The sequence below is a fragment of the Agrobacterium sp. V1 genome, from assembly GCF_030518355.1.
Classification (GTDB): domain Bacteria; phylum Pseudomonadota; class Alphaproteobacteria; order Rhizobiales; family Rhizobiaceae; genus Agrobacterium; species Agrobacterium cucumeris.
This window is the reverse complement of the sequence record NZ_JAULSF010000001.1, coordinates 557,913-580,073: the sequence shown is the minus strand read 5'-3', so window position 1 is coordinate 580,073 and position 22,161 is coordinate 557,913. Positions and strand designations below refer to the sequence as shown.

Below are 22,161 nucleotides of genomic sequence, written 5' to 3'. Positions count from 1 at the left end.
TTTTCAGGGCATTTCGGCCGCGCCGTTCTTACCGATGCACCGCCAGCCGCGGAATATCGCGCAGGAAGGCGTCGCGTACGGCGGGGCCGAGCGGTTCGTTGGATGGTTTGTCGGAAACGCGCAACCTTGCGAAAACGATGTGCTGGCCTTCCCGCTCCGCCCAGCCGACGAACCAGCCGAAAGGACGGTTGCGGTCGGGATTGCCCTTTTCATCGCGCATGTAGCCGGTCCCGGTCTTGCCATGCACTGCCCAGCTTTCCGGCGCATCGAACGTTGGCACGATCGCCCGGGTCTTTGCCTGCGCATCGCGGGAAAAAGGCAGGTTGCCGGCCAGCAAACGGCGGATGAAGCCGACCTGCTCCACCGGTGAGATGGTCAGAGACGAACCAAGCCAGGAATGGGTCAGCCCGTTATTCTTGCCCGGTTCGCCGGAGACATCGGCATTGCCATAACCGAGGCGCTTCACATAAGCGGCAAATTTTTCCGGGCCGAGACGGCGGGTGACTTCGCGTGAGTACCACAGCACCGAATCCTGCTCCCATATGGTGGGATCAACCGTCTTGCGGTCCGAAGCGCGGGCCTCCGTGCCGGGTTTCCAGTCCCAGGCGGGCGACTTCTCATCCTGAAAGATGCCGGCATCATAGCCGATCAGCGCCAACGGTACCTTGAAGGTGGAGGCCGGCGCCACGCGCTGGTCGCAGGCGCCCTGCTGGTTGATGACCGCCCCCGTCTCGATGGAGGTGACCAGCGTGCATTCAAACGCGTGCGGCTGTTGCTGGGCGGAGGCGGAAAGCGGCAGGAAGCCCGGAAGGGCAAGGCACGAAAGAACGATGGCGGGCAGCCGGTAGCGCATGCGTTTTGATGTCCCTCGTCCGCATTTTGCGGATCATTTGCCTGAATGGTGAGAGCGGTCATTGTTTGAGGCGTATCGTTTTCCCGAAACCGCAAAACACTTTCGGGCGATATGCCTTAGGTGACTGATGGGGCAGGAATAGGACCAAAACGAAAAATCACACTTTCCGTCAAGTCCGTTGCTTTTCGCCTGCCCTCTCACCCACTGTCAGGGGCCAATCGACCACATAATCCTCGAAGTCGTCAACATCCACATCGGCCTCGCTGACGGTTCTGCCGCGTGCCGAAATGCCGGCCTGATGCACCGTGTCCGTATCGCCGGAGACGAGATAGTGCCACCAGTACAGATCCTTGCCGTCACGCACCAGCGCATAGGCGCAGGTGGGCGGCAACCAGCCGATCTCATGCACCTTCTTCAGGTCAAGCTGGATACAGTCCGGCACGGTGGCACGGCGGTTTTCATAGTCGGAGCATCGACAGCTTTCACCGTCAAGCAGCACACAGCGTACCGAGGTGAACACCACTTCGCCGGTGTCCCAGTCTTCCAGCTTGTTGAGACAGCACAGGCCGCAGCCGTCGCACAGGCTTTCCCATTCCTCGCCGGTCATCTCGGTGAGCGATTTGGTTTTCCAGAACGGCGCGTCATTCATCGTTAACATTTCCGTTTCATTTTGATCTCTTGGACGGGAGTGTTTAACCGGTCCCTAATCCTTTATATCGTATCGCCAAGGGCTGGTTTGTACGATATTTTAGCATATTGGCGGCGGCTGAGGGTCATTGGCCCGCAAGAAGTCGCCACGTCAAGCAATTCCGACATAACCATGCCACGCTTTTGCGTCGGGAATGGGTTGGAGCGGGAATATCGGGCAGGCATATCGACGGGCCGCGTTGCGTTGAACAGGAAAACATCGCCAGGTGCAGGAAGAAAAAGACGATAAAAACGGCCGCAAAAAGCGGCATATCCTGCTCCGGATCGATAGCTTTATCGATAGCGGCCTGTGGACGGCTGCGGCACGGCTGGTGGATTTCTGGGAAGACGTCACCATCGCCTCGCGCAAATTGCATGTGCGCGGCTGGAAGAAACTTGTCGTCAACCTGACCTGTGATGCGCTGACCTTCGGAACGGCAGGTGCAGTCGTGCTTCTGGCGCTGGCCATGCCCGCTTTCGAAGAGACCAAGAAGGACTGGCGTTATCGCGGCGATTTCGCCGTCACCTTCCTTGACCGTTACGGCAACACCATCGGCCACCGCGGCATCATCCATGAAGACAGCGTGCCGATCGACCAGATGCCTGATCATTTCATCAAGGCGGTTCTGGCGACCGAAGACCGGCGTTTCTTCGATCATTTCGGCATCGACTTCATCGGCCTTGCCCGCGCCATGAGCGAAAATGCCCGCGCCGGCGGTGTGGTGCAGGGCGGCTCGACGCTGACGCAGCAGCTTGCCAAGAACCTGTTTCTCACCAATGAGCGCTCGCTGGAGCGCAAGATCAAGGAAGCCTTCCTCGCGCTCTGGCTTGAGAGCAACATGTCGAAGAAGGAAATCCTCAGCCTTTATCTCGACCGCGCCTATATGGGCGGCGGCACCTTTGGTGCTGCTGCGGCGGCGCAGTTTTATTTCGGCAAGAACCTGACCGACGTGACGCTTTCGGAATCCGCCATTCTCGCCGGTCTGTTCAAGGCGCCGGCCAAATATGCGCCGCATGTCAACCTGCCGGCGGCGCGCGCCCGCGCCAATACCGTGCTTTCCAACCTGGTGCAGAGCGGGCTGATGACCGAGGGCCAGGTGATCGGCGCGCGGCGCAACCCGGCCACCGTCATCGACCGCGCCGATGTGAAGGCTCCGGATTATTTCCTCGACTGGGCCTTCGACGAGGTGCAGCGGCTTGCCGCCGAAGGCAAGTTCAAGGACCACACCGTCGTCGTGCGCACCACCATCGATACCGGCCTGCAGCAGGCGGCTGAACAGGCGATGGAAATGGAGCTGCGTGAATATGGCGAGGGTTACCGCGTCAAGCAGGGCGCAATGGTGATGATTGAAAACGGCGGCGGCGTGCGTGCCATGGTCGGCGGCCGTGACTATGGCGAAAGCCAGTTCAACCGCGCCACCGCAGCCCTTCGCCAGCCGGGCTCCTCCTTCAAGGTCTATACCTACTCGGCCGCCATGGAAAAAGGCATGAAACCGGAAACGCTGATTTCCGACGCACCGGTGACCTGGCGCGGCTGGTCGCCGCAGAATTACGGCCGTTCCTATGCCGGCAAGGTGACGCTGCAGATGGCGCTCGCCAAATCCTACAATACCGTACCTGTGCGGCTCGCCAAGGATGTGCTCGGCACACAGGTGATCGTCGATACGGCCAAGGCCATGGGCGTGGCCACGCCGCTGCGCAGCGACAAGACCATTCCGCTCGGCACTTCGGAGGTCACCGTTCTCGATCAGGCGACCGCCTATGCCGTGTTCCCGGCCGATGGCATGCAGTCGCGCCGCCACGGCATCGAGCAGGTGATGGATTACGAGGGCAACGTTCTCTACGATTTCAGCCATGACGAGCCGCCCGCCAGGCGGGTGCTTTCCGAAGACGCCAATTCGAAGATGAACCAGATGCTGGTGACCATCCCGGTGATGGGCACGGCCCGGCGCGGCGCGCTGGATAATGGCATCGTCTCCGGCGGCAAGACCGGTACGTCGCAGGCCTATCGCGACGCCTGGTATGTGGGCTTTACCGGCAACTATACGACCGCCGTCTGGTTCGGCAATGACGAGTTCACGCCGATGAACAACATGACCGGCGGCGCGCTTCCCGCCATGACCTACAAGCGGCTGATGGACTACGCCCATCAGGGCATGGAACTGCGCCCGATCCCCGGCATCCAGAACCCGCTGCCGACGGGCGCGCGCCCGCAACCCTCGGCAGAAGTCGCATCCGCATCCGCCAGCACACCGGCCATGCCGGCACTCACTCGCCCACGTTCGCTTTCAGCAGAGGCGACACGCGTCATTCGCTCCATCGCCAAAAAGATGAAGGATGCTTCAGCGTTGAGCGTGACGACGCAGAAGGTGGCGGATGCGTCGCTACGGGAAGGCGCGGAGGATGCGACGCGGCGGTGAGGTCTGGCGCATTGCCTGAAAAGTTCTGTTGGAGTGTGTGGCTTACCCCCCTCTGTCCTGCCGGACATCTCCCCCACAAGGAGGGAGATCGACCCGAGGCTATGTCTCGCCCATCTCAACCGTTGAGATTGAAGTAGTGGTAGAGCGTCTTGCCGATCTCCCTCCTTGTGGGGGAGATGTCCGGCAGGACAGAGGGGGGTGAGCCACACAATCCATAGCCCCCTTCTCTGCAAATCGAGCACCCAGCGCTCACCGCAACAACACCGCCCTCGCCGTCTCCACCATATGCGACGTCAGCGCGTCCAAACGGTCGGCGGCCAGACGATTGACCTGCCAGTAAAGCGGAATATCGAGCGGCGTGCCGGGAACGAGTTCCACCAGCCGGCCTTCCCTCAAATGCTCCGCCACCAGTTGCACCGGATTAAGCCCCCAGCCCATGCCCGCAAGGCTTGCCTTCACGAAACCATCGGTCGAGGGCAGCCAGTGGGTGGGATAGGAGACGTCTTCTCCCAGCGCCTGCCTGATCCAGCTCGCCTGCAACCTGTCCTTCTGGTTGAAGGTCAGTCCCGGGGCGTGGGCAAGGGCTGCGGGCGTGACGCCATCGGCGAAATGACGGGTCATGAAATCCGGGCTGGCGGTCGCGTGATATCTGAGCACACCGAGCGGTGTGACGCGGCAGCCCTGCACAGGCTTGGCATGGGCGGTGACGGCGGCAAGCACCCTGCCCCCGCGCAGCCATTCCACCGTGTGATCCTGATCATCCACTGCGATATTGACGAGATAATCGTTGCTGCCGGTGAATTTCGAAACCGCATCCAGAAACCAGGTGCCGAGGCTATCGGCATTGGTGGCGATGTTGAGCGTTACGCGCTCCTGCCCCGATCCCGCTTCCGCCAATGCCGGCAGCTGGCGGAACAATTCACTTTCCAGCATGCCGACATGGTCCATATGACGGCAGAGCCACTCGCCCTTTTCCGTCGCCACGCAAGGGTTGCCACGCACGATCAGCACCACGCCCAGCCGCTCCTCCAGCTGTTTGATGCGCTGCGAGACGGCCGAAGGCGTCACACACAGCACCTGCGCCGCCTTTTCGAAACTGCCGGTCTGGGCAACGAGCGCCACGGCGCGCATGGAAGGGTAATCGAGCATTACGATACTCGATGTAAAGGCTGATTTTGACACAGCGCATATGAGGACTTCAACCATCGGCGCTGGTCATCCCCGCCCTCATTCCTGTGTTTGTCACGGGAATCCAGCCACCCCAAGCCGTTGGGCTGGAAGGACTCCCTCGCCGTGCAGACGCACGTCGGCTGGATTCCTGTGACGAGCACAGGAATGAGGATGGAGGTGAGAAGACCGCTCATGAGATCTGTCCGTTGAATAACGTGTAGCGCATTAGCCAGACTTATCTGGATTGAGTTTATTTAACTGGATTAAACCATTCCACCCAAATATCCAAGCAGTCGGTCCGAAAGCAGCGCCTTCGGCCATTACACATGGAAAGAGGCAGGGGCCGCGACACGCATGGACATCCAAATCTTCTTCACCGGCCTGACAATGGGCCTCAGCCTCATCGTTGCCATCGGCGCGCAGAATGCTTTCGTGCTGAAGCAGGGGTTGGCCCGCTCGCATGTATTTGCGGTCTGCGCCACCTGCGCCATTGCCGATGCGCTGCTGATCACCGTAGGCGTTTTCGGGTTTCAGCGGATCAGCGCCGTCATGCCGGTGCTCGATCCCATCATGCGTTATGCCGGGGCTGCCTTCCTCATCTGGTATGGCGCCAAAAGCCTGCATTCGGCGCTGCGATCTTCCGAAGCACTGTCGGTGGCCGAGCGGCAGGAGGCGAGCCTGTGGCAGACGCTGGCGATCTGTCTGGCGCTCACCTTCCTCAATCCGCATGTCTATCTCGATACCGTCGTGCTGCTCGGCACCATCTCGACGCAATTTCCCGGCTTCGAAAAGACCTTTGCGGCAGGTGCGGCCACCGGCTCGGTGCTGTTCTTCTTTTCGCTGGGTTATGGCGCGCGCTGGCTGCGGCCGATCTTCGAAAAACCCTCCGCCTGGCGCATTCTCGAAGGCGTCATCGCGGTCACCATGTGGGCCATCGCCTTCAAGCTGGTCATGGGCGCGTGAGAACCGGAATTCGCAATTCCACTCATTTTCACAAAGACTAAACAAAGGGCACCATTTTCCAAACGGGGAATCAGTGATAGTCCTCGACCTGTTCAAATACGGGAAAACAGCGTGTTCCGAGTTCCATTCCTTGTCGGCATTGCCCTTCTGATCGCCTTTGGCGGCGGTATTGCCGTGACACTGGCGGCGCTTGAGGCGACATCCGGTTTCGGATCGATCCGCATTGGTTCCTGGGATGCGTTTCCCGAAGCGCAGACGATCGAGGCCGACCCCTACGCCAAATCGCACCGTGCCGATGCCGGCAGGCTGCTTTATGGCACGACCGAGGGGCTGGCCTTTACCGCCTCCGTCGACAGCGATGGCCAGCGGCTCAGCGGCGAATGCCGTTACCGGCTGGCCGGCGCCGTGCCGCCTTCGCGATTCTGGACGCTTTATACCGCCGATCAGCAGGGCAATGTGCTGGCGGAAAATGCCGGGCGGCCGTTTGCACTGAATTCCCGCACGCTTCTGCGCAGCGCCGATGGCGGCATCGACATCACCATCGCCCCCGACGCCCAGACCTATAACTGGCTGGCGGTGCCGCAGGGCCAGACATTCAAGCTGGTCATGACGCTGCTCGACACGCCGGTTGCCGGCAGTTCCGGCCTGATCGACATCGCCATGCCGCAGATCCGCAAGCTGGGGTGTGGCAATGCTTAGGGTCCTGCTCGCCATCCTCACCGGCCTTGTCGCCGCCGCCGTGCTCCACGTCATCATTCTTCTGGCGATACCGCATTTCAGCAATCGCGATGCCTATACCCGCGCCGTCGCGGAAGGAAAGCCGCATCTGTTTCATCTGCTCGAAGAGACGACGGAGAAAAACACGCTGGCCAGCGGCGATCCCTTCATGCGGGTCGCGGTCTGCACGTTCAATATTGAGGAAAAGCCCGTCCGGCTCACTGCAGTGGGCGTTGTGCCCTTCTGGTCGGTCGCGGTTTACGACAAGGCCTCGAACGAGGTGTTCAGCATGAACGACCGCACGTCTGCCGGCGGGGTGATGGATATTCTGGTTGCCGATGCGGTGCAGATCGCCGCTATCCGCAAGGCGCAGCCGCCATCGCTCTCACAGGCCATTCTGGCGGAATCGGATCAGACGGAAGGATATGTGGTGTTGCGGACCCTGGTGCCGCAGCCAAGCTTCGGGGAAGAGGCAGAACGTTTTCTGAACGAAGCGAAATGCCAGCCGACGCCGTGGAAATAACGCCGGTCTTTTACATATAATCAGGATTTCAGAGCAGTTTCCGGTGCGGATTTGCCCTTGCGCACGACCTTGCCCGCGGGCTCGGTTTCGCGCTTTTCATAACGCACGCCGGTAAACAGCACCACCTTTGCGGGGCCGATCACCCTGGCTGCAATGCCGGCGGGACGCAGGCTTCGTCGTGCGTCGCCAATTGGAATAATGTCTGCCATGCTTCTCTCCTCTTCGGGAGTCAATGTTGCCTATGGGAACCGCGCAAGCCTCGTCTTGCGTCGGGAATTTCATCACCATCACATTGCGCATAATCCAGCCCACAGGCTGGTTTTCGCATGTCCCTAAAACCGCAGAAGGTTTTAGCGCGGGACTATGCGGACATTCAGGCATTTCGCCGCCATTTTGGCTTTTATTCCGAACGTCAGAATAACATGGAATCCTAATACTGCCCATGAAATTACAAACAGACAGAGGTTAATGATCCGTTAACCCTAATCGCTGGACGGCAATTTATCGCCGACAGGGCTACACCCGTTGAAAACAAAGGCGATGCGGCAAAGTTCCATGACATTTTTTCCGTCATGAAGGTTTTAAAATTTCCTTGTTGATAGAGGCAGAATATCTCTTGCCACCCCCCATAGTTAACAGGACGTCAACGGATTTGCTCTAATTTGAGCCGATATTGTGTTTGCGTTTGTTGGGTAGTGCGTTGACCGACCGGTTTCGAGAACTTGAGAGGCCAAGAGCCGTGAGGAAGAAAGATGTGGTGCTTATGGCCACGGTGACGAATTTCGAGAATGTTTCCCATCCGTCAAAAACGGACCTTCGGCAGTTTGCCGAACTTTTCATGCCGCTTTTCAACGCCTCCACCGAAGAAGCCAAGCGGGAAGCGATTGCCGCCCTGTCGCAGCATCCGAGCGTGCCTTCGGCCGTCGCGTTCTTCATCGCCTGCCAGCCGATTTCGCTTGCGGCGCCCTTCCTTATCGCGTCGAAGTGCCTCACTGACGAAACGCTGATCACCATTGCGCGCACGCAGGGTGCCGCGCATGCCCGCGCCATCGTGCGCCGCGAAGACCTCTCCCCCACCGTCATCGACGCGCTGGTTGGCCTGCGGCATGCCGAAGATCTGAAGCGGCCGGATGAGCCGACGACTGCCGCCGAACCGCAGTTGGTGGCAACCCCCGTCGAACCGAAAGTGGCGGACGTGGCCACCCCAGAGACCACCACGAAAATTGATGCAGTATCCGCGCTCGAAGAAGAAATGCGCCAGCGGATCAAGCAGATGGCCCGCCACCTCAACCGCCCCGAAGGGGACGTGCTTGGTCTGCGCCGCCTGAGCGAAGTGCAGGAAGCGCTGCTCGTGCGTTTCGCGCGTGAGCGTAACGCCCGGCAGTTCGCGGTGGCGCTGGCGGATTCGCTGTCATCCAGTTACTGGCTGTCGGAACGTATCATGCTTGATATTTCCGGCGCGCAGCTTGCGACCACGCTCACCGGGCTTGGCATGGAGTTTTCCGAAGCCGCTTTCGTCTTGCAGTGCTTTTATCCGCACCTTGCCGCCGCAGAAGGTGACATGAGCCGCGCCGAGGCCCTGCTCGACCGTCTCGACATCGTCGAGTCCGAAGAGCGGGTGGAAAGCTGGCGCAGGGCCGATAGCTATACCCATGGCCGCGAGCGGCCGAGCCGTATTACCGTCGTTCCCCGCAAAACCGGGACGTGAGGGAGTAAACGGCCTTTGGCCGTCTAAGCCGGCGGCTGATCCACCAGCGTCAGCAGAGTGCCGATCTCATCCGTCTCGATCTCCACGATCCACAGATCGCTGTCGAAGCGCCGTTCCTTTTCCAAAAGAGCGGCGCTTTCCTCACCCTCCGCACCGGCAAGGCGCGTTTCGAAACGGCGCTCGGCGCGGATTTCCTCGTCCTCGGCAAAACTTTGCGGCGCTGGTCCATAGAGATTTTCACGGCCATCGCGCAGACGCTGGCGGATGAAGATCGCACCCGCCTCCTCCGCACCCTTCTTTTCGACGGCCGCAAATCCGCCGGCGGCGAAAACGCGACGGATAAGGGCGGAGACGAAGATTTCGGATTTGAGGCGCATGGGCAGCCTTCCAGACTGGTGACTAGAGCAAGGAGGTTGCCGCTTGCTTCTTCTCCCCGCCGGGGAGAAGGTCGCGGCAGCGGGATGAGGGGGCAAGGGTGCGGTCTATCGCTGGCGTTGCCCCCTCATCCGACCCTTCGGGCCACCTTCTCCCCGGCGGGGAGAAGAAACAAGCGGCAACCTCCTGCCCTACCCTTCAAATCGCCCCGATCGACTTCAGTTTCTTCAGCACCGCTTCGCTCGGTTCGCCGGTTTCCGGCAGGCGATAGTGTTTTTCAAAAGCGCGGATGGCGTTGCGGGTCTGCTGGCCGGCCACGCCGTCCACCTTCACGTCGGCATAGGCGATGTTGATCAGCCCCTGCTGGATCTTGGCGATCAGCGCGCTGCTTGCCGGTTTTGCGCCAGCGGTCGCGCTGTTGAGAGAGGCGGGTTCGGCCTTGACCTGCGGCTTCTCCGCCTTGCGGATGGCGGCGGCGACAGGATCGATTTCCACTCCGCCGCCGGTGTTTGCGTCGGACGGCCGGTCCTTTGGAATTGCCGCAACGGTGGCGCCGTCGATCCTGAGGGCGGCCAGCACCCGGGTCGTCGGCTCGCCGGTCTGTTCCATGCCGAGCGTTTCTTCGAAGAACATGATGGCGGCGGCGGTCTTCGGCCCCATGCGGCCATCCGCGTCGCCTTCGTAGAGCCCGCGTTTTTTGAGTTCGCCCTGAATATCGGCAACGATCTGCTGCGGCTTCTGGCTTTCCGCTGGCGGCAGCGCCGCGGTCTCGGCGGCGGGTGGCTGCGTCGCTTCCGTCTCGTCCGGCCGCTCTATGCGAAAGGTGGTGACGTTGCCGTGGGTGCCGAGCGGCTCTGCCGGGCGATAACCGGCGATCCCGTTCGGGTTTTCCGCATCACGCGTGCGCAGGAAGGGAGACGGGTGAATGCCCGGCTGGTACCAGAGCGCATTAGCCGCGACAAAGCCGAAGACGACCGCGAAAGCACCGCAGCCGCCAACCAGTTTTGGATGGCGCAGGACTTCGCGCCCGATGGCCGCAACCACCAAGGAAACAAACCCGGCGCCAATCTGGGCCGTTGTTTTCTTAGGCGATTTTCGCTTTCGCGGGGCCATCGTCACCATCCTTCTTCATAATCGCAGCCATTTCGCCGAGTTGCCGGATGCGCGGCGGAAATTCCACCATGCGTTCAGTTTCAGCGTCTTCGCCACCCGCCATGCCGGAGCCGTCGGCAGGCAGCATGATCGTTACGACCGTCCCCTCGCCGGGCTGGCTGGCGATGACGAAGGTGCCGCCATGCAGTGCCACCAGCCCCTTGACCAGGGACAGTCCAAGACCCGTGCCCTCATAGCGACGGGTATATTCATTCTGAACCTGCATGAAGGGCTGGCCCAGCAGGTCAATCTTGTCGGACGCGATGCCGATGCCGGTATCGCTGACCGTCAGTTTCAGCATCTTGCCTTCGCGCGCGGCGTCGATCGACACAACACCACCCGCATCGGTGAATTTTATGGCATTGCCGGCCAGATTGATGAGAACCTGGCGGATGGCGCGCTGGTCGGCCGAGATTTCGCCGATGCCGCGCTGGATGCGGCTCGTCAAAGTCAGGCCTTTTTCCTTTGCCTGCAGGCCAAGCATCGCCTCGCAGGAGGAGATGGTTTCGGCAATCGGGAAACTTTCCATCAGCAGCTCGTAGCGGCCGGCTTCCAGCTTGCTCATATCAAGCATGGTGTTGACGACCGACAGGAGATGCGCGCCGGACTGGCGGATCAAGCCGACATATTCGCGCTGACGATCATTTTCCAGCCGGCCGAAATATTCACCGGCCAGAATATCGGAAAAACCAAGGACGGCGTTGAGCGGCGTGCGCAGCTCGTGGCTGACGGCGGCAAGGAAACGCGACTTGGCGTCATTGGCCGATTCCGCCTCTGCCGCCTTGCGGGCGACATCGCGGCGCAGCAGTTCCATCTCGGTGACATCGGAAAGCTGGGCGACGACACGGCGCAGCCGGCCGGACGTGCTGCGGATCGCCGTCATCTCGATACGGGCATGCATGAACTGGGCCGGGCGCGATTTCGCGCCGGTCTCGAACCGAAGCTCCGCGCTGGCCTTGTCCTCGCCCTGCCGCAGAAGATCAAAGGCCTGCATCAGCTCGATACGATCGGAGACATAAACATATTCGGCAAAGACATGGTCCTTGCAGGCCTGAAGCTCGACCGGAAATTTCTCACGGTCACGACCGGAGACGCGTTCGACGAGGCCGATTTCATTGATGGTGAGTACGAGGCCCGGCACCTGCGACGCTGCAACAAGGTCGTCATCAGCCGCAGGAGTGGAGAAGGATGCTGCACCACGCAGCGGCCGGGAAAAAGCAATCGACAGGGCGGCGGCGGACAGAAACAGCGCCAGCACCAGGGCTGCGCCGATGGGCAGCGCGATGGCGGGGCTGAAAACGAGGCTGAAGAGGGCGGGTACAACCAGAAGGCCAACGGCACCGAAGGCAATCAGCCGGCGCAGGCGCGCAACGGTTCCGGCGCGCCTTTCGGCGTCCTCTTCCATGCGCGCAAGCCATCTGCCCGCGGCATGGTCGACCAGTGCGACCGCTTTTTCTCTCATATTACGCAATACCAATACCGAATCCCTGAGGCGGATCTTATGGTCCCGACAATAGAAGGCGGCGGCTTAAGGAATGGATAAAAAGAATGGCCGCAAACGGCCTTCAAATGCGCCGCAGTCCCATTACGGGGCATTTATTCGAAGCTTTGCCAATCATGGTTAATGACGGGTAAGCGACGGATTTCGCTTCATTTTTGCCATCGCGTTAACCTTTGTGGCAATGCATGCCGCTTCTTTGCCCCGGAACGCACGGCCTCTGTCGCAATTATGCTTAACATGGACTGTTAAAATGCGAATGAATTGATGGCAGGCGTCCCGATGCGAGGAGAATAGATACAATTTGAATTAAATTGCGCCGCTTTTTGCAATTGGCTGTTCGCCGGTCGCCTGTAGCTTCTCCCCAAGCCCGAAAAACGGGACAAAGGCCAATGACCCGAAACCGGGCGGGGCTTCAAAACAAAGATCATCTGGCAGGGTGTCTGACAATGTGGTTTCTGATCAAAGGAACATTCTGGTTTTCGCTGGTGCTGGTGGCGCTGTCCTATTTCGGTAGCTACAACGACCCCACCAAGGAACCTTCGGCATTCGATCTTCCCAGCGCCGTTTCGGCCGCCGGCGAGGCCTATCGTTATGTCAGCGCCATCTGCATTGAAAAGCCCGACGTCTGCGTCAAGGGCGCCGAAACCTTCCACGCGCTCGGTGAGCGGGCAAAGGAAGGCGCCAAGGTTGCCTATGAACTGCTCGACGCGCAGCTTGCCGCCGGTGACAAGACCGCGCCCGCCGCTGAAGTGGCTGCCGAGACTGAAAAACTGGCCGAAGCGCCTGCCATCAGCGTCGAATTTCCTGGGAATAGCGACATGCTGAAGACCGGCACCGTCATCCCCCTGCCGCAGAAGCGCCCTGCCCCCTGATTATTTGCCGGACGCGCATCGCCGCGCCGCCCCTTCTCTGCAGCCGGATATGTCCGTCTGCGTGACTGCCTGCCAAACTTGCCCACGGAAACCTGTTTTCCGTGGGCTTTTTCATGGCCTGCCCGGTTCAAAACCGGTCACACTTGCCCTATATCGTAGCAAAGACATGCAATAATGGACGATACGGCGCGCAAATGGCCTCTCTCGAAACGATCCTTGATGACTTCGCCTTCCTTGACGACTGGGAGGATCGCTATCGTTACGTCATCGAACTCGGCAAGGCGCTGCCCGATCTGCCGGAGGACAAGCGCAGCGCTGAAAACAAGGTGCAGGGTTGCGCCAGCCAGGTCTGGCTCGTCAGCCATAGCGATGGTGCGGAAGACCCTCTCATGACCTTCGAAGGCGATTCCGATGCGCATATCGTGCGCGGTCTCGTTGCCATCGTCCTTGCCGTCTATTCCGGTAAAAAGGCTTCCGAAATCGCCGGTCTCGATGCCATCGAAGTGTTCGACAAGATCGGGCTGGTGGAGCATCTTTCCTCGCAGCGCGCCAATGGCCTGCGCTCCATGGTCAAGCGCATTCGTGAAGAAGCAAGGCTGCTCGCCGCCTGACCACTACCCGGCTGACCACTACCCGCCTGACCCATTACCGTGTCACCGTCATTGCCGCCATCGGCGGGCGATAATCCGCTTCGCCCCAATGGTGGCTTGTGCGTCTGGCGCGACCGGGCGGCGGTGCGTAGTGTCTCGCAAGTGACAGAAGTGCAGCCCTCAGCAGGAGTTTTGCGGAGCGCGCCGGCCATTGCCGCTCCCGCTCCACCGCCTCCAGCCCCTTTTCAAAACAGCAGACATCGATGGCGACGCCGCAAAGCTCCGGCCCCATGGCATCGGCTGCGCGGGCAAACCGGACCCGTGCGGCCATCGCTGCCTCGGTGAGATCAAGCGCGCCGCCCGCCTCCCCTTTGGTTCGGTTCGCTATTCGCGGTTCCCATGTTGCCGTCACCTTTGGGCTCAGATGGCCGCGATGGAAATCAGCCGAAAGGCGTTCGCCCGCCTGCAAGGCTTCCGCCGGGAAAAAAGCCGTGCCATCCCGTTCCTTCAGACGGGAAAAGGCCATGAGTGGTGATGTGTTGAGGTTTTGCCGGGCCGGTTGTTTATCGCCATCGACATCAACGACAACGTTCTGCAAATCCCGATGCTGCGCCTGAAAAACCTCGTCCCGGTCCTTCGCCATCGCGCGCTTGAGATAAGAGCCGAGTGGCGGTGCGGCAGACAGCGTGTCTTCCCGCCTCTCGACCAGCCCGGAAGAGAGCGCAAGCTGCATCAAGGCCGCCGGCAATCGCAGTGCCGAACGCTCCTGCCGCATTGGGTGCAGGAGGATATCGCCGCCTTCGTCGCGGATTTCAGCCGGGCCGGCTGCGATGCAACGCAGAAGCCGCAGCAGGGCCGGATCAACCGGAGTGGCTTTTGCCTCACTCATCCCGCACCCCTTTCATCAGGTTGAAAATACTGCCGGCCAATCGTTCCAGTGCAGCGATGAATTCATCAAAGGCCGGCTCGTCACGGCGGTCCTCGACAACCTGGCAGGCATGGCCGACCGTCGTTCTGTCCCTGCCGAAACAGGGGCCGATATCCGACATGGGAATGCCGAGCTGCACATGGCACACATACATGGCGATCTGGCGCACATGGCATTCGCTGCGCCGCCTGTCACGGCGTGCGCCCAGCCGCTCACCGGTCAACTGCACCATTTCAGTGGTCAGTTGCCGGATCAGCCGGCAGATGCGGGCAATCTCATCCCGCCCGGCGGCAGGCGGAAAACGGCGAAAATGACGATCGGCGACCGGCACACATGGCCGCGCGGCAACAGGCAGGGGCAATATATCCGACGGCATATGCAACTCCTCTACGAATAGGAATTAATTCATACACCTGAGAGCTCGCCCGGGGAAGCGTGAATTTGGCCGCGAAGAATATGCGCTTGATATGGTTTTATTTTTGCAGAAATGCCGTGCACGATAAAGGATTTTTTTCCTCACACGAGATTCGACGCGACAATAAAAAAGCCGGTCGACGGACCGGCTGGACATTCATGTGACGGTAAAGACAGCTTCAAAGGAAACATGTGAGGCGGGTGGGCTCCGCTTGCCGCCTTCTCCCCGCCGGGGAGAAGGTCGCGGCAGCGGATTGAGGGGGCTTAGTCGGCGATATGCGGAGAGTTTGCCCCCTCATCTGACCCTTCCTGCCATCGTCTCCCCGGCGGGGAGAAGAACAGGCAGATCCGATTAGCGGCTGGCCTTGCGGCGCTGGCCGAGACCCATTTCCTTGGCGAGCCGCGAGCGGGCTTCGGCATAGGCGGGCGCAACCATCGGATAGTCGACCGGCAGGTCCCATTTTTCGCGATATTCTTCCGGCGTCATGCTGTGATGCGTCGTGAGATGGCGCTTCAGCGACTTGAACGAGCCGCCGCATTCCAAACAGACGATATGATCGTCCTGAACCGACTTGCGAACCGAGACGGCAGGCTTCTGCTTTTCAACATTGACCGCCACCGATGCCGGTGCCGAGGTGCCGCTGAGTGCCGTGTGAACATCCGAAATAAGGCCGGGAAGGTCTGTTACCGGAACGACGTGGTTGCTAACATAGGCAGCCACAATATCCGCCGTCAGTTCGACCAGCAGATCCTGGGCGTTACCGTATGCAGTTTCCGTCATTTAAGTATCTCCTGTTTATTTATCTCCGGAAGCGAGCGAACGCCGCTTCGAGCGATGTGAAGTTACCCGGTGCCCCACCTTCGCTTTGTTGAAACCAACATGAAATCTACCCCTAGATTTCAAGCGAAAACCGGAAACGTATTGATCCGAGATTCAACTTATGGCCCGCGACATGGGCAGCAATGACCCGAGAGGTCATAGATTAGACATTAATAAAATGCCTATGCCGACTATGAAGAGGCTAGATGCAAATCGCGATTAGCAACTTTACACTTAATTTGGATAACAGCAAAACAGCAAAAGTCAAATTCCTATTGTGAATTTTTCAGTTCAAAACAGTCTAATCGCAATACAAAAAATTACGGGTAATAAAATACTATGCCAAGTGGTAATTGAAAATGAATACCCCCTATTATTGGGGGTAATTTCAACTTCAAATTTTCTTGAGGTCATCAACTACCGATTTGTCGTGAAGCGGATAACCTGCCTTATGCGCGGCCATAGCCAGAAGATGCGCGGAGACAGGTGCTGTCAGAATGAAGAAGAAGAAACCGGCAAGTGCCCGTGCCAGCGTCGACATATCCATGGAATGAATGCCGACCGCCAAAAGCAACAGCCCGGACCCCACCGTTCCCGCCTTGGAGGCCGCATGCATGCGGGTGTAGACATCAGGCAGGCGACTGAGCCCGATTGCGGCGATCAGTGAAAAGGCGGCTCCCGAGACCGTCAGCGCCGCAACGAGGATAGCCACCAGCCAGCCGGTCATTTTCCGCCCTTTCTTTTTCCGCCAACCATTTGATTCTGCGATTTTTTTTCAGATTCTCGCGCTCTTTCGCCATCCAGCACCGCTTTCGACTTTCGCCCGCCATCTGCGCCGCGCGCCAGAACGAAACGGGCAAAGGCCACCGTTGCGAGAAAACCGACGAGCCCCAGCGCAATCGCGATATCGACATAAAGGGTGAAGCCGGTGCGGATGGCGATGACCGCGATGAAGCCGATGGCGATGCCGACCAGCATGTCGAGCGCGACGATCCGGTCCGGCAGGGTCGGCCCGATAACGACACGATATACTGTCAGCAAAAAGGCTGCCGAGAGTACAACCGAGGCAAGTATAGTTGCAAATGAAACTATTTGTTCCGGCGTCATTGCTGAAACGCCTCCATGATCTTTTTTTCAAAGCCGTTGCGGATGTCGTTTCTGGCGGCTTCGATATCGCTACAGTCGATTGCGTGGACGTAGAGCGTTTTCCTGTCCCCGGATACATCGACCGACAGCGTGCCGGGTGTGAGCGTGATGAGATTGGCGAGCAGCGTGATCTGGAAGTCCGTCGTCACCGTCAGCGGATAAGCGAAGATGCCGGGCTGCACGTGGAGATTCGGCCGCGTCACCAGCACCGCCACCTTCCAGGCAGACAGCGCCAGTTCCTTGAAGAACAGCAGCACGAGCGACAGTATCCGCGTCAGCCGCAGCCAGTGATTATTGCCCCTGGGTATCTGATGACGGATAAGCCCGAGCGCCAGTGCCGAGACGATGACGCCGAAGACAATGTTCGCCGGCGTGACGCTGCCGGTTATGGCAAGCCAGATGGCAAGGAACATCGACAGAACGATATAGAGGCTCATGGTTTGCCTCCCCGCGAAAAGACCGACTGGATATAGGCCTGGGGATCACCGAGCCCCACGGCTGCCTGCTGGCTGAGACTGAGCAGGCTTTCCGGGAACAGGCCGAAAAATACCACGAGCAAGGTCAGCCCGACCAGCGGCACGACGGAGGGCAGCGCCGGAGAGGACGGTGCCGGTGATGACGGCTGGCCTGCCGACGCCGCCGGGCGCCAGAAACACAGAAGGAATATCCGCCCGAAAGCGATGGTGGCGATGAAGCCGGAGGCGAGAATGGCGGCGGCGAGCCACCACGCGCCGATATCGATCGCCGATTTGACCAGCACCGCCTTCGGCCAGAAGCCGGAAAACGGCGGCAGGCCGGAGCCGGCAAAAAACAACGCCAGCGCCAGCGCCGAAAACCACGGGGCCTGCCGATAGAGACCGCTCAGCGCCGTCAGGCTGAAGCTGCCGCCGAGGCGGGCGGCATGGCCGGCGGCAAGATAAAGCGCCGTCATCAGCACCATGGAATGCAGCGCGTAAAAGATCGCGCCTGACACGCCCGACGGTGTACCGATGGCGATGCCCGCCATCATGTAACCGATGCCCGATATGACGATATAACCCAGCATGCGGCGGATGTCGTTCTGGGCGAGTGCGCCCATCGCGCCCAGCACCATGGTCAGCGCTGCGGAAACGGCGATGACGATGCTGAGCTCCTCCCGCTCGACAGGAAACAGCATGACCATGACGCGCAGCAGCGAATAGATGCCGACCTTGGTGAGCAACCCGCCGAACAGGGCGGATACGACGATGCGCGGCGTGTGATAGGAAGCGGGCAGCCAGAAGTTCACCGGAAAGGCGGCGGCCTTCATGGCGAAAGCCAGCGCAAACAGGCTGGCAAGCGTCATCAGCGGCGCGGTTCCGCGCAGCCCGTTCGCCTTCAGGGCGATATCGGCCATGTTGAGCGTACCGAAGATAGCGTAGAGATAACCGACCGTGATCAGGAACAGCGTGGTGCCGATGAGGTTCAATATGGCGTATTTCAGCGCCCCGTCGATCTGTTCGCGTGTCGACCCGAGCACGATGAGACCGAAGGACGAGATCAGCAGCACCTCGAACCAGACATAGAGGTTGAACAGATCACCCGTCAGGAAAGCGCCGCTAACACCCGCCATCAGCAGCATCAGGAACGGATAAAAGCCGTAACGCCTGGCGCTGGCGTCGATATCGCCGGCGGCATGGATGGCGCCAGCAAGCGCAACGATGGCAGCGGCAAGCGACAGCAGCGCGCCGGTCAGATCGGCGGTAAAGGCAATACCGAAAGGCGGCAGCCAGCGGCCCATCACCATGGTGAACGGGCCCTGCGTCGCGACCTTCCATAGAAGCACTGCATCAAGCAGCACCAGCAGGAAAAGCGACGCAATGGCAACGGCCGCATGGTGGCGGATGGCGTGTCGCATCATCATCAGCACGGCACCCGCACCAATGCAGAGCGCGACCGGCAGGATGATCAGCCAGTCGGACAGCGCCACGGGCGCCATGACGAACGCTGCGGAAAGATCGGTAACTGCGGAAGGGGTGGATGAGGCCATGTCTGTCTATGCTCCGCCCGCTCAATAACCGAGCGGCGGCATTGGCTCGCCTGCTGGTTCTGCGGTGCGCATTTCGTCCGTGTCGTCGGTCTGCAACTCCTGGAAGGCACGCCAGGTCAGCACCAGAAGAAAACAGAAGAAGGAAAAGGAAATGACGATTGCCGTCAGGATCAGCGCCTGCGGCAGCGGATTGGCAGCACCCGCCGGCAACGTATTCATGCCCGCGGGAATGATCGGCGGCACTTCGCGCGTCAGCCTGCCCGCCGTGAACAGCAGGAGATTGACCGCATTGCCGAGAATGGCGATGCCGAGCAGCATGCGGATGCTGTGGCGCGACAGCATGAGATAGATCGCCACCGAAAAGAAGATGCCGACGAGAATGGAGAAGACCGCTTCCATCAGTCGCTTTCCCTTTCTTCCAGTGCCAACGCAATGGAGGTGATGGCGCCGACCACGACGAGGTAAACCCCTATATCAAAGGACATGACGGTGGAGAGCGGCACCTCGATGCCGAACAGGCTTGGATAGACCCAGAGCCCGGTCATGAAGGGCACGCCGGCAGCAATCGAAACGAGGCCGGAGAGCATCGCCATCAGCAGCCCCGCGCCTGCGATCGACAGCGGATGAAACACGATGGCACGCCTGACCGCCGCCACGCCATAAGCGATACCATAGATCGCCAGCGCCGAAACCGCGATCAGCCCGCCGATGAAACCACCGCCCGGTTCGTTGTGGCCGCGCAGCAAAACGAAGATCGAGAAGAGCACCATGAGACTGGTGATGACAGGGGCGACGGTGCGCAGAATGAGCGTATTCATGCCCGCACTCCCTTCTTCTTCGGCGTCTTTGCCGGGCCCTTGACGGCGGCGGCCGGGCGGATGCGGATGAGCGCGAGGATGGCGAGACCTGTTATCATCACCACGGCGATTTCGCCCAGCGTATCCGTACCGCGGAAATCGACGATGATGACGTTGACCACATTGGCGCCATGGGCGACGACCTTGGAATAGGTGTTGTAGAAGTCCGTCAGGCGGTTATCGAAACTCGCTTGCGTCGCCCGCATCAGGAACAGGGCAAAGCCGGTGCCACAGGCAATGGCGATGGTGCCGTCCAGCAGCTTCTGGCCAAGCCCGCGATGGTCCGACGGCGACAGGCGAAGCCGCGTCATGACCAGCGTCAGAATGACCACCGACAGGGTCTCGACCATGAATTGCGTGAAGGAAAGGTCGGGCGCGCCGAACAGCAGGAAAATGACCGCCACCGCAAAGCCCTGAATGCCAAGCGCGATGATGGCGGTGAGCCGGCTCGATGCCGTCAGCACCGCAAGAAGCCCCACCACCGCAATGGCAATGAAGGTCAGTTCATGGATCTGAATATCGTGCGGCCACGCTGGCATCGCCGGAAGTTCACCATAAAGAAACAACGGCGCAAGCAGCACGGCGGCGATGACGGCGAAGGTGGCGGTAACGTAAAATTCCAGCCGGCCGGGCTGAATGAGCCGTGTGACGTGGAAGGAGATTTTCACCAGCGCGTCTATGAAGACATCGAAACCCCTGTCCGGCCCGGCACCCAGCGCCTTGAACGTGCGGTCCATCAGGCCGCGGAGCGGGACAAGCTGCATATAAAGGACGATGCCGATCGCGACCGTGAGCAGCGACAGGCCAAGCGGCACGCCGATATGGGGAATGAGCGAGATTTCCACCGGACGCGGCTCACCGGTAATGGCGCTCGCCATGGGGATGGAAATGTAGAAATGCGCGACGCCGGAAAAGAGAGCGATGGTGAGCCCCTTCAGTGCCAGCAGCGCCGGGCCGAGCCAGAGCAGCAGCGGGCCTTCATGCGCATGTTTCGGGGTTTTCACCGGTTTGCCGAGAAAGGGTTTCAGCCCCACCGCGAAGGCGACGGCGAACATCAGCGCATTGCCGAGAATGGCGATGCCGGTAAACAGCACGGCCCGCGGATTGCCATGCGCCAGCGCGTAATAAATCTCTTCCTTGGCGAGAAAGCCGAAAAACGGCGGCAGACCGGCCATGGAAATCGCTGCGGCGAGCGCCGCTGCAAAGGTGATGGGCATCGCCTTGCGCAAGCCGGCAAGCTTCGTGACATCGCGCGTGCCGGTCTCGTGGTCGATGATGCCGGCGACCATAAACAGCGCGCCCTTGAACAGCGAATGCGCCACCAGATAAAGCACCGCAGCTTCAATGGCGTGGTCCGAACCAAAGCCGGTGAGCATCACCAGAAGGCCGAGCGACGATACGGTGGTATAAGCGAGCATCAGCTTCAGGTCGGTCTGGCGCACGGCCAGCAACGCGCCGGTGAGCATGGTCAGGCCGCCGAAGAAAGGCAGCAGGATCTGCCATGCGGCCGTGTCTCCGAGAACCGGATTGAGGCGCATCAAAAGATAGACGCCGGCCTTAACCATGGTTGCCGAATGCAGATAGGCCGATACCGGCGTCGGTGCTTCCATGGCGTTTGGCAGCCAGAAATGGAAGGGAAACTGCGCTGATTTGGTGAAAGCGCCACCGAGGACCAGAAGCAGTGCCGCCAGGTAAAACGGGCTGTCGCGCAATATGTCGCCGCCGCGCACCAGCATCGACAGTTGCGTCATGCCGCTCATGTCCCAGATGAAGATCAGCCCGGCAAGCAGCAGCAGGCCGCCACCACCCGTCACCACCAGCGCCTGCAGCGCAGCGCGGCGCGAGGCGGCACGCTGGTGATCGAAGCCGATCAGCAGGAAGGAGGTGATGGAGGTCAATTCCCAGAAAACGAACAGCATCAGCAGGCTGTCGGAGACCACGACGCCCAGCATCGCGCCCATAAAAAGCAAAAGGAAGGACAGAAAGCGGCCCTGCTGCGGATGTCCCTTCATGTAACCGCCGGCATAAAGCACGATCAGCAGGCCGATGCCGGTGATTAGCAGCGCGAAGGTGAGCGACAGGCCGTCGATGAACCAGGAGAAGCTGAGATTGAAGCTTGGCACCCAGGCGTAACCGCCCGTCACCACACCGCCCGCCGCAATGTCAGGCAGCATCAGCGCGAAATGGATAAAGGCCAGTCCCGGCGCAAGCGCCAGCAGCCAGGCGGCATTGTGCCCGAACCTTTTCACCAGCACCGGTGCGGCAAGCGCTGCCAGAAACGGCAGAAACAGCGACAGGAATGTCAGCGGCGTGACATCTGGTGTCATTAACATCTCCCGGGGTGTCCCCCACACATCTGCCTGGGGTGTCCCCAACCCCGTGCGCCAATGGCTGGCGTTCTCTTTTTCAAATCGAATTTTCAGTTAAGGCATAGGCAACGCCATCTCAACCCAAATC

The 22,161-nt window shown here is 60.1% G+C and carries 24 protein-coding genes; 7 read left to right on the top strand and 17 right to left on the bottom strand.

Going from position 1 to position 22,161, the window contains the following annotated elements:
* Positions 1–28 precede the first annotated feature (28 nt).
* Both blaOXA and QSV77_RS02830 read right to left on the bottom strand, forming a co-directional pair.
* Positions 29–853, bottom strand: a complete 825-nt coding sequence (gene blaOXA, locus QSV77_RS02835) for a class D beta-lactamase (protein ID WP_302732459.1) — start codon at positions 851–853, stop codon at positions 29–31.
* 169 nt (positions 854–1,022) lie between these two features.
* Positions 1,023–1,502 carry a YcgN family cysteine cluster protein gene (locus QSV77_RS02830; protein WP_302732458.1) on the bottom strand — a complete coding sequence of 160 codons (480 nt, stop codon included), beginning with the start codon at positions 1,500–1,502 and terminating at the stop codon, positions 1,023–1,025.
* Positions 1,503–1,767: 265 nt separating this feature from the next.
* Here QSV77_RS02830 and QSV77_RS02825 point away from each other — a divergent pair, with 265 nt between their 5' ends.
* Positions 1,768–3,960, top strand: a complete 2,193-nt coding sequence (locus QSV77_RS02825) for a transglycosylase domain-containing protein (protein ID WP_302732457.1) — start codon at positions 1,768–1,770, stop codon at positions 3,958–3,960.
* Between the two features lie 249 nt (positions 3,961–4,209).
* Here QSV77_RS02825 and QSV77_RS02820 read toward each other — a convergent pair whose 3' ends face one another.
* Positions 4,210–5,109 (bottom strand): LysR family transcriptional regulator ArgP, encoded by a 900-nt coding sequence (locus tag QSV77_RS02820; protein WP_302732456.1) that lies wholly within the window; start codon positions 5,107–5,109, stop codon positions 4,210–4,212.
* A 375-nt stretch (positions 5,110–5,484) separates the two neighbouring features.
* Here QSV77_RS02820 and QSV77_RS02815 point away from each other — a divergent pair, with 375 nt between their 5' ends.
* The 3 genes from QSV77_RS02815 (at position 5,485) to QSV77_RS02805 (ending at position 7,333) form a co-directional block, all read left to right on the top strand.
* Positions 5,485–6,093, top strand: coding sequence for a LysE/ArgO family amino acid transporter (locus QSV77_RS02815; RefSeq protein WP_302732455.1), 609 nt, complete (start codon positions 5,485–5,487; stop codon positions 6,091–6,093).
* A 111-nt stretch (positions 6,094–6,204) separates the two neighbouring features.
* Entirely contained in the window at positions 6,205–6,792 is a 588-nt protein-coding gene (locus QSV77_RS02810) for a DUF1214 domain-containing protein (RefSeq protein ID WP_302732454.1), read from the top strand.
* Positions 6,785–7,333 carry a DUF1254 domain-containing protein gene (locus tag QSV77_RS02805; protein ID WP_302732453.1) on the top strand — a complete coding sequence of 183 codons (549 nt, stop codon included), beginning with the start codon at positions 6,785–6,787 and terminating at the stop codon, positions 7,331–7,333. Before QSV77_RS02810 ends, QSV77_RS02805 begins: the two co-directional genes overlap by 8 nt.
* A gap of 20 nt (positions 7,334–7,353) precedes the next feature.
* Here the strand turns inward: QSV77_RS02805 and QSV77_RS02800 are convergent, their stop codons facing one another.
* Positions 7,354–7,542, bottom strand: a complete 189-nt coding sequence (locus QSV77_RS02800) for a hypothetical protein (protein ID WP_142839370.1) — start codon at positions 7,540–7,542, stop codon at positions 7,354–7,356.
* 554 nt (positions 7,543–8,096) lie between these two features.
* Between QSV77_RS02800 and QSV77_RS02795 the strand changes: the two genes are divergently transcribed.
* A complete protein-coding gene (locus QSV77_RS02795) occupies positions 8,097–9,041 on the top strand; it encodes a DUF2336 domain-containing protein (RefSeq protein WP_302733873.1) in 945 nt (314 codons plus the stop codon).
* Positions 9,042–9,064: 23 nt separating this feature from the next.
* Here QSV77_RS02795 and QSV77_RS02790 read toward each other — a convergent pair whose 3' ends face one another.
* The 3 genes from QSV77_RS02790 to QSV77_RS02780 all read right to left on the bottom strand — a co-directional run bounded on the left by QSV77_RS02790 (position 9,065) and on the right by QSV77_RS02780 (position 12,030).
* The gene (locus QSV77_RS02790; protein WP_269698459.1) at positions 9,065–9,418 is read right to left on the bottom strand and encodes a DUF1491 family protein; all 354 of its coding nucleotides are present in this window, start codon (positions 9,416–9,418) and stop codon (positions 9,065–9,067) included.
* A 196-nt stretch (positions 9,419–9,614) separates the two neighbouring features.
* Complete coding sequence (locus tag QSV77_RS02785; protein WP_302732452.1) at positions 9,615–10,529, bottom strand: peptidoglycan-binding protein; 915 nt, start codon at positions 10,527–10,529, stop codon at positions 9,615–9,617.
* Positions 10,501–12,030, bottom strand: coding sequence for a HAMP domain-containing sensor histidine kinase (locus QSV77_RS02780; RefSeq protein WP_302732451.1), 1,530 nt, complete (start codon positions 12,028–12,030; stop codon positions 10,501–10,503). The genes QSV77_RS02785 and QSV77_RS02780 overlap by 29 nt, the downstream gene beginning before the upstream one ends.
* Positions 12,031–12,515: 485 nt before the next feature.
* Here QSV77_RS02780 and QSV77_RS02775 point away from each other — a divergent pair, with 485 nt between their 5' ends.
* Together QSV77_RS02775 and QSV77_RS02770 are read left to right on the top strand one after the other, a co-directional pair.
* Positions 12,516–12,941 carry a DUF5330 domain-containing protein gene (locus tag QSV77_RS02775; protein WP_302732450.1) on the top strand — a complete coding sequence of 142 codons (426 nt, stop codon included), beginning with the start codon at positions 12,516–12,518 and terminating at the stop codon, positions 12,939–12,941.
* A gap of 194 nt (positions 12,942–13,135) precedes the next feature.
* Positions 13,136–13,552 (top strand): SufE family protein, encoded by a 417-nt coding sequence (locus QSV77_RS02770; protein WP_269698463.1) that lies wholly within the window; start codon positions 13,136–13,138, stop codon positions 13,550–13,552.
* A gap of 34 nt (positions 13,553–13,586) precedes the next feature.
* On the opposite strand, the gene QSV77_RS02765 is transcribed toward QSV77_RS02770, so the two are convergent.
* From QSV77_RS02765 to QSV77_RS02720, 10 genes are all read right to left on the bottom strand, one after another.
* Positions 13,587–14,420 carry a DUF6456 domain-containing protein gene (locus tag QSV77_RS02765; RefSeq protein ID WP_302732449.1) on the bottom strand — a complete coding sequence of 278 codons (834 nt, stop codon included), beginning with the start codon at positions 14,418–14,420 and terminating at the stop codon, positions 13,587–13,589.
* Positions 14,413–14,835, bottom strand: coding sequence for a helix-turn-helix domain-containing protein (locus QSV77_RS02760; RefSeq protein ID WP_302732448.1), 423 nt, complete (start codon positions 14,833–14,835; stop codon positions 14,413–14,415). Before QSV77_RS02760 ends, QSV77_RS02765 begins: the two co-directional genes overlap by 8 nt.
* 390 nt (positions 14,836–15,225) lie before the next feature.
* On the bottom strand, positions 15,226–15,654 hold the full coding sequence (ros, locus tag QSV77_RS02755; RefSeq protein ID WP_003497181.1) for a MucR family transcriptional regulator Ros: 429 nt from the start codon (positions 15,652–15,654) through the stop codon (positions 15,226–15,228).
* Between the two features lie 433 nt (positions 15,655–16,087).
* Positions 16,088–16,420, bottom strand: a complete 333-nt coding sequence (gene mnhG, locus QSV77_RS02750) for a monovalent cation/H(+) antiporter subunit G (protein ID WP_302732447.1) — start codon at positions 16,418–16,420, stop codon at positions 16,088–16,090.
* A complete protein-coding gene (locus QSV77_RS02745; protein ID WP_302732446.1) occupies positions 16,417–16,800 on the bottom strand; it encodes a cation:proton antiporter in 384 nt (127 codons plus the stop codon). The genes mnhG and QSV77_RS02745 overlap by 4 nt, the downstream gene beginning before the upstream one ends.
* Positions 16,797–17,276 carry a Na+/H+ antiporter subunit E gene (locus QSV77_RS02740; protein WP_302732445.1) on the bottom strand — a complete coding sequence of 160 codons (480 nt, stop codon included), beginning with the start codon at positions 17,274–17,276 and terminating at the stop codon, positions 16,797–16,799. The genes QSV77_RS02745 and QSV77_RS02740 overlap by 4 nt, the downstream gene beginning before the upstream one ends.
* Entirely contained in the window at positions 17,273–18,847 is a 1,575-nt protein-coding gene (locus QSV77_RS02735; RefSeq protein ID WP_302732444.1) for a Na+/H+ antiporter subunit D, read from the bottom strand. Before QSV77_RS02735 ends, QSV77_RS02740 begins: the two co-directional genes overlap by 4 nt.
* Positions 18,848–18,868: 21 nt before the next feature.
* The gene (locus QSV77_RS02730) at positions 18,869–19,246 is read right to left on the bottom strand and encodes a Na+/H+ antiporter subunit C (RefSeq protein WP_302732443.1); all 378 of its coding nucleotides are present in this window, start codon (positions 19,244–19,246) and stop codon (positions 18,869–18,871) included.
* Positions 19,246–19,665: a Na+/H+ antiporter subunit B gene (locus QSV77_RS02725; protein ID WP_065115158.1), complete on the bottom strand. Its 420-nt coding sequence runs from the start codon at positions 19,663–19,665 to the stop codon at positions 19,246–19,248. The genes QSV77_RS02730 and QSV77_RS02725 overlap by 1 nt, the downstream gene beginning before the upstream one ends.
* Positions 19,662–22,031 carry a putative monovalent cation/H+ antiporter subunit A gene (locus QSV77_RS02720; protein ID WP_302732442.1) on the bottom strand — a complete coding sequence of 790 codons (2,370 nt, stop codon included), beginning with the start codon at positions 22,029–22,031 and terminating at the stop codon, positions 19,662–19,664. Before QSV77_RS02720 ends, QSV77_RS02725 begins: the two co-directional genes overlap by 4 nt.
* Positions 22,032–22,161 lie beyond the last annotated feature (130 nt).